The 7673-nt window shown below is 40.0% G+C and carries 6 protein-coding genes and 1 pseudogene; all 7 read left to right on the top strand.

What is annotated here, in order from left to right; all coding sequences use genetic code 11:
- A pseudogene (locus tag F6K38_RS31535) lies at nt 1-188 on the top strand (IS630 family transposase); the annotation flags it as partial.
- Between the two features lie 811 nt (nt 189-999).
- Nucleotides 1000-1287, top strand: a complete 288-nt coding sequence (locus tag F6K38_RS31530; RefSeq protein WP_008178628.1) for a phosphopantetheine-binding protein — start codon at nt 1000-1002, stop codon at nt 1285-1287.
- A gap of 31 nt (nt 1288-1318) precedes the next feature.
- Nucleotides 1319-2221, top strand: coding sequence for a chlorinating enzyme (locus tag F6K38_RS31525; protein WP_008178626.1), 903 nt, complete (start codon nt 1319-1321; stop codon nt 2219-2221).
- 59 nt (nt 2222-2280) lie between these two features.
- Entirely contained in the window at nt 2281-3174 is an 894-nt protein-coding gene (locus F6K38_RS31520) for a chlorinating enzyme (protein ID WP_008178624.1), read from the top strand.
- Between the two features lie 153 nt (nt 3175-3327).
- Nucleotides 3328-4134 (top strand): thioesterase II family protein, encoded by an 807-nt coding sequence (locus F6K38_RS31515; RefSeq protein WP_008178622.1) that lies wholly within the window; start codon nt 3328-3330, stop codon nt 4132-4134.
- 34 nt (nt 4135-4168) lie between these two features.
- On the top strand, nt 4169-5722 hold the full coding sequence (locus F6K38_RS31510; protein ID WP_008178620.1) for an amino acid adenylation domain-containing protein: 1554 nt from the start codon (nt 4169-4171) through the stop codon (nt 5720-5722).
- Between the two features lie 74 nt (nt 5723-5796).
- On the top strand, nt 5797-7673 hold a 1877-nt coding region (locus F6K38_RS31505), incomplete at its 3' end, for an AMP-binding protein (RefSeq protein WP_287359003.1).

Below are 7673 nucleotides of genomic sequence, written 5' to 3'. Positions count from 1 at the left end.
AGTATAGTCCTGATTATAACTTAATTGAATTGGTTTGGCATTCAGCAAAAGAATATATTGCCAATCGAGTTTTCAAATCAATTGAAGAATTAGAATGTTTGTTAAATCATCTTTTAAATGAAGGAGGGTTAATTATAAAATGGGTACGAAAAATAAAAAACAAAGGCAATGCTGTTATCACAGTTTAAATGCGCAACAGCTTATGTGGATTACTAAAATTATATTAGTGGGATAGGTTCATTACAGCGAGTTTACGAATCAGCTCTGAGGTGCTTTTGAATAAAATAACCACCTCAAGCAGCGTGAGCCTTGGCCTTGGCCATAGGCCAAGCTTTCGGCAAAGCCGACGCTTCGCGAACGCGAATGGCTGACGGCTGAATGCTTACATATTTAGTTTATATTTTTTAGGTTAATTATTTATTATTAACAAAGCTTAATAACTATTATTTTTTCGTTGAAAGTTGTCATTTTTGTTAATGATCGCAAGCATCTCAAAGCTAGTGATAGAACTGCTTTGCAATTCCTGGAGATGTCTACAGGGTAATTCTAGATTTTTGGTATTATTGTTTACTTTTTGAATGTAAATTTTGATACAAATTTAGATGCGTTTACCTTGAATAACCCTCGACGTTTTTTTTTCGGTGCTTTCATAATGTTTTTCTATACTATTAAAAATATTCATAATATTTTTTGATAAGATAATCTTGTTATTTTTGGCTGGCTCTGTGATACCATGAAAAATGGATATAGCAATTCTCATATTCATGAGGACAAAGCTTATCATTTTCAGGCAAGAGGCAAAAGGCAAAAGCCAATATTTAAGGGGGTTGTACGGGGATAATCCTGAAATTGCGCTGTACATCATAATCACGATAAACGCTATAAATAAGCAAAGTGTATAAACTCCCCTTAACACTCTTCCTTACTTAAAAAGGTTAGTCCAGAGATGTGACAAGCACTTTTAACATCTCTTATAGATAGATAAATCAGGATAAATAGATGAGTAATTCAACAGAACTACCCATTTCTGATGTCGTGGTTCCCCAGACAGAAACAGAAAAGCAGCTTGCTGAAATATGGAAAGACGTTCTCAGTGTTGAGACAATCAGTATAGAAGATCGCTTTATGGATATCGGGGGGAACTCAATAAATTTGGTTGAAGTGGTTAATCAGGTAACAGAAAAGATGGGGGTTAGCATCAAAGCTCGGTGGTTTTTTGATAAGCACAAATCAACAATTGCTGAACTGAGTAAAGAAATTGATGCGGTCAGAGAGCAAACACATTAGCAGTTAACTTTATCGGTGAGTAAAAAAGTAGATGAAAACTAGGGCAAAAGCTGAACTCAGTTATTATCTTTCTGTGGAAGAAAAACAATTCTTTCGAGACAATGGCTATATTGGACCTTTTACTCTATTTCAACCTGAAGAGATCCTGGAGTTGTGGAACGAAATCAGGATGGATCTTTTGGACAGGGAAACGGCACCTTTCCCTAACAGTAAAATGAACTATGACCGTCATCTGGATATCCAGGCTTTGAGTGATATTATCTCTCACCCAAAAATTGCTCACCGTGTTAGCAGTCTTTTGGGCTCAAATGTACTATGTTGGAGAACGGCTTGGTTTCCCAAATATCCTGGTGATGAAGGAACAGACTGGCATCAAGCAGAAAGCTTCGTCGAGTTTGAGGGCAAGTCAAAGCTGGTTCCTACTGAGTCTCACGATGGACCTTGGGAACTGACTGCTTGGGTTGCATTTAGTGAAGCCACCCGAGAAAATGGCTGTATGAAAGTAATGCCCGGTACTCACAATACCTGGTACTTTGACGAGCATCGTAACATTGAGTTTGAGCCAGACAAGATCAACCAAAAACTCACTGGGGGTAAAAAGACTGGGGTCTATGGCTATGACTACTATAAACTGAAACTAGATCCTAACTGGGAGCCTGATGAATCCCAAGCGGTACACCTGGAAATGGAACCGGGTCAATTTATTCTGTTTACGTCTAGATGTATGCATGGCTCAGAACCAAATACCTCTGGCTCATCGATACGTTACGGCTGGTCAACACGCTTCGTTCCCACAGACGTGAGAGTATATCCAGATTGGGAATCTTTTCAGCACTTTGGAGAAGTATTTCCTTTAGAACGGTATGCAACTGTTCTGGTAGCAGGGGAAGATACTTACAAACACAACAAAATTAGACGACCTTTGGGACAGTAACCTGAGTAGATTTGTTGCAGAAGTATTTGACCACTTCAAGAGAAACAAGGGAGATAAGAATGAAAACTATCACTGCTGAACCCAGATACTATCTTTCTGTGGAAGAAAAACAATTCTTTCAGGAAAATGGCTATATTGGACCTTTTACTCTCTTCCCACCAGAAGAGATGCTTGAGTTATGGTATGGTATCAAGATGGATCTGTTGGACAAGGAAACGGCTCCTTTCCCAAACAACAAAATGAACTATGATCGCCATCTTGATATCAAGGCTCTCAATGATATCATCTCTCACCCAAAAGTTGTTGATCGTGTTAGTAGTATTTTGGGTCCAAATGTACTGTGCTGGCGAACAGAGTGGTTTCCCAAATATCCGGGTGATGAAGGTACAGACTGGCATCAAGCAGAAAGCTTCGTAGAATTTGAGGGAGAGTCGAAGCTGGTTCCTACTGAGTCTCACGATGGACCTTGGGAACTGACTGCTTGGGTAACCTTCAGTGAAGCCACTCGAAAAAATGGTTGTATGAAAGTCATGCCTGGTACTCACACTACCTGGTACTTTGACGAACATCGGAACATTAAGTTTGAGCCAGATAATATCAACCAAAAACTCACCAAAGGCCAAAAATCAGGTTTCTATGGCTATGACTACGATAAACTGAAACTCGATCCAAATTGGGAACCAGATGAATCCCAAGCGGTACACTTGGAGATGGAACCGGGTCAATTTTTCCTGTTTACCTCTCGCTGTATGCATGGTTCTGAACCAAATACCTCTGAATCATCGATACGTTACGGTTGGTCAACACGCTTTGTATCAACAGATGTGAGAGTATATCCAGATTGGGATTCTTTTGAGCACTTTGGGGAAAAGTTTATGCTGGATCGCTATTCAACTGTTCTAGTGGCTGGGGAAGATACTTACAAACACAACAAAGTGAGACAACCTCTGTAGAGAATTTGTCAAGTATTCTCGGCAAACCGGGTTTCCCATGAGGAGGACAAGGAAATATCAGTATTTCCTCAAAAGAACCCCGGTTTCTTGACTGGCTCTCTAAGAAAGGAACCTCCTAGCATACCTTCATGGCAACATATTAGTTATAAGCCAATGCAAACAGATGATTCATCCTGGTTAATTTTTGATGAAACCCCAAAATGTGAGGCATCCAAGATGCGTTTATTTTGCTTTCATTATGCAGGTGCAGGGGGTTCTATTTTCCAGGATTGGTCGAGAGCGCTCCCTGATGAAGTTGAGTTAGTCGCAATTCAGTTACCAGGCAGGGAAAAGCGTTGTTATGAACCGTTAATGTCCAATATTGAGGACATTAATCTTGTACTAGCTCAAGAGTTGTCGCCGTTTCTGTCCAAACCCTTTGCTTTTATGGGTCATAGCATGGGTGCATTGATTGCTTTCGACTTGATTAGGCTATTACGTCAACAAGAACTCGGACAACCCCAATTTCTAATGGTTTCAGGGTTTGATGCTCCCCAGCTAAGACCAAAAGAATCCTCAAATATGCACCAGTTGCCTGATGATGAATTTGCTCAAGCAATTCGCGATTATAACGGGATACCTCAAGTGATTGCTCAAAATGAGGAATTGTTTGAGTTGCTGCTTCCACGCCTCCGATCGGACATCAAACTGGGAGAAACTTATATTTATAAAGATGAAGAGCCACTGGACTGCCGGATCATTGCTTTATATAGTACAGAAGATTCATTTGTTAGTAAGAGCGGTATGTATAGTTGGCAAGAACAAACTAAGGGGGAGTTTGAACTATATACTTTCCCTGGAGACCATTTCTTCCTGCACAGTGCAGAAGAGTTAGTGCTTAACACTATCTGCACAGAATTACAGCGATATATTAAGGCTAATGATAATTGTTCGACGAAAGTAGCATTGCAAAAATCATAGCTTACTAACCATCATATAAAAGGATGAAATCACCATGGGTAAAAACATTGCTAATCTTGTGACAAGACATAGTAAAAAATCTCCTCATAAATGTGCAATAACAGATGGACAAACTGAATTATCCTATGGTGTCTGGGAGGCAGCTAGTAACCGCTTTGCACGAAAGTTAATCGAGATGGGTTGTCAAAAAGGCGATCGCGTAGTGGTACTAGCCAGTAAGCAGACTATACTCATGGTTGGTATACTGGGCATATTTAAGGCAGGCTGCATCCATGTGCCCCTAGATGGTAAGATGCCTGTCAATCGTCTTAATAAAATCATTACAGAAATTATTCCTAGTGTGATATTGACAGACCAAGAATTATTGCATTTGGTCAGCGAAAATGTTCCGCAGGAAGTGAAAATAGTTCTAATCGAGCAATTACACCCTCTAATCACCGACAGCACAGTAGAGGAAAAAGATAGATTGCCACAAATTGAAAGTGAAGATATTGCTTATTGCATTTATACATCGGGCTCAACTGGAGATCCTAAAGGAGTATTGATTAAGCATGGCAGTGTCATAGATTTTTTTGAGGGAACTCGAGAGTTTTATGATGTAGATGAAGATTCACGTTGTGTCAGTTTCTCACCTTTTCATTTTGATGCATCAGTAATAGATATACTATTTCCCCTTTACCAAGGAGCCTGGCTATATTTATATAGTGATGTTGTCTTACATGAGTTGCTGTTTGAGGTAATCAAAAATAACTCAGTAACTCATTTTGCTGCTTTCGGTTCAATGTTAGGCTTGATTGCGCAAACAAAAGAGTTCGACGATGTTATCCTTAAAGATCTCAAAACAATTCTAACTGGTGCAGATGTTCCCGATATCAAAGTGATCCAAAAATGGTTGGGAAAGGGTGAGAACATAAAAATTATCAATGGCTACGGACCGACTGAGGGAACTTGTGCTTGTGCAGCCTATATCATCCGCGATCGAGATCCAAATCGTCGCGAGCTATATCCTATTGGCAAACCGTTGAAAAATGCTAAGCTATATCTAGTAGATCAGCAGAATCAGGAGATCTACGATCCAGAAATACCAGGAGAACTCTTGATCGGTGGCACTCAGGTCATGGCGGGCTATTGGAACCGGGAGCAGCAAAGTAAAGAAAGACTTGTTGAATTCAAGGGGACAACTTGCTACAAAACAGGCGATATTTGTAAGTACCTAGCAGATGGTAACCTCTTCTTCGTCGGACGGAATGATAATGAAGTAAATGTTGGTGGGTATAGAGTTCACCTCAACGGAATAAAGCAAGTCATTAATAGATTCCATTGGGTGGAAAATTCAGAGGTAGTGACGCTAGAATCTAAGTATGGAGAAAAAATGTTGGCTGCGGCTCTGATGTTGGCAAATGAGACATCAAAAGATAGTGCATTGAAACAAATAAAAGAGCATTTAAACCAAGAATTACCACAGTATATGGTGCCGAGGCAGATTGTCGTTATGGAAAAATTTCCTCAGCTATCCTCTGGAAAAACCGATCGAAAAACACTATCGTCTATCTTAGAGAGGGATTTGCTGGCAAGTAAAGTGCATTAATATATTTATGATCATCGAGGTAGAATTGTAATTGATTGCTGAAAAGTGGCACTAAACGCATGAAGGATAATCCTATGGGTATACATCAAAAAAACTATGATGAGGTAAATCATAAACTTTCCACCAGCTTTGGTGGTTCATTACATATCCCATCAAATTCTCCAACACTTCTATGCGATCTGTTACCGCGAGCAGCTTTAACGAATAAAGGAATTACATATATTCAGGCGGATGGCTCAGAACAATACCAATCCTATCAAGACTTACTATTAGATGCCAAAAGGATATTGGCAGGGTTAAGACAATGGGGTCTTAAACCACAAGATAAGGTGATATTGCAATTGGAAGAAGGACATGATTTTATTCCAGCCTTTTGGGGTTGTCTATTAGGTGGATTTATTCCTGTACCTCTATCTATCGCCCCTACTTACCAGCAATTAAATAATGTAACTAAAAAGTTACACAATGCATGGCAGATGCTAGAGCATCCGCTGATATTAACCAACCGAGAGCTTGCTCCTGAGATTCGGTCTCTATCAACTCATCTAAATTTGAGGGATTTTCAGACAGGTGTCATTGAAGATCTAAGGAAGCAAGATCCAACTCAAGAAATTTACCGAGGGCAACCAGATGAATTGGCTTTGCTTTTGTTAACCTCTGGCAGTACTGGACTCCCAAAAGGAGTCATGTTGAGCCATAGAAATATTTTGAGTGAGTCTGCAGGCACGATCCAGATGAATCACTTCGATTCTGAGGCGGTAACCTTGAATTGGATGCCCCTAGATCACGTGGGGGGGATTATTATGCTGAACGTTATGGCCGTAGAACTAGGCTGCCAACAAGTTCATGCACCAACTAAATATATTTTGCAAAACCCACTCCATTGGTTAGCTTTGATTGAACGACATCAAGCAACAATCTCTTGGGGACCAAACTTTGCATATTCCCTCATTAATGACTTGGTTCAAGATGCTGAAGCAGGGTCATGGGATTTGTCATCGATCAGTTTCTTAGTGAATGGAGGAGAACAAATTTCGCCTAAAGTCGCTCGTAGATTTTTGAAATTAATGAAGCGACAAGGATTAGCAGAAACGGTATTACGTCCAGCTTTTGGCATGTCAGAAACCTCTGGAGGCATTACTTGGTCCGATCAATTTTCACTCAGTAATACTTCAGATGACATGCCCTTTGTTGGTTTGGGTCTTCCTATTCCTGGTGCTTGTCTGCGAATTGTTAATGATGATAATGAAATTGTTCATGAAGGTGCGATCGGTAAGCTCCAAGTTAAAGGGGCATCAGTCACTAGTGGTTACTATCAAAACCCTGAGATAAATCAAGCTGCATTTACTGCGGATGGCTGGTTTAGGACGGGGGATTTAGGCTATCTAGAGAATGGATATCTTGTTTTAACAGGGCGAGATAAGGACGTAATTTTGATCAATGGAGTTAATTACCCTGCCCATGAAATTGAAGCAGTAGTGGAAGAAGTGGATGGAGTTGAAATTTCCTTCACAGCTGCCTGCGCTATACAAGGTAAAACGAATTCGTCTTCATCAGATCAACTTGCGATTTTCTTTAGTGCGGTTGAAGCAAATATTGAGACCAATCCAGAAGTTCTCAAAGGACTAATAAAAAAAATTAGAGGTGCTGTCGTTCAAAATATAGGAATTAATCCCGATTATCTCCTACCGGTTGGTAAGGAATCTATTCCTAAAACAGCAATTGGAAAAATTCAACGTCAAAAGTTAAAGCAGCAATTTGAAGCAGGAGAATTTGATCCTTTAATCGAGACAGTAGGACAGTCTCTAAGAATTATGGGATATCAGGAAACAGCCTTAGCCTTACCTCAAACTGAGGTAGAACAGGTAATTGTCAATATTTGGCAAGATGTCCTCGGTTTAGATAAAATTGGCTTGCAAGAGAACTTCTTTGAATTAGGTGGTCATTCCCT

The organism is Moorena sp. SIO3B2 (assembly GCF_010692525.1).
Taxonomy (GTDB): Bacteria; Cyanobacteriota; Cyanobacteriia; order Cyanobacteriales; family Coleofasciculaceae; genus Moorena; species Moorena producens.
The sequence above is the reverse complement of the archived record's forward strand: the minus strand, read 5'-3'. Positions and strand labels throughout refer to the sequence as shown.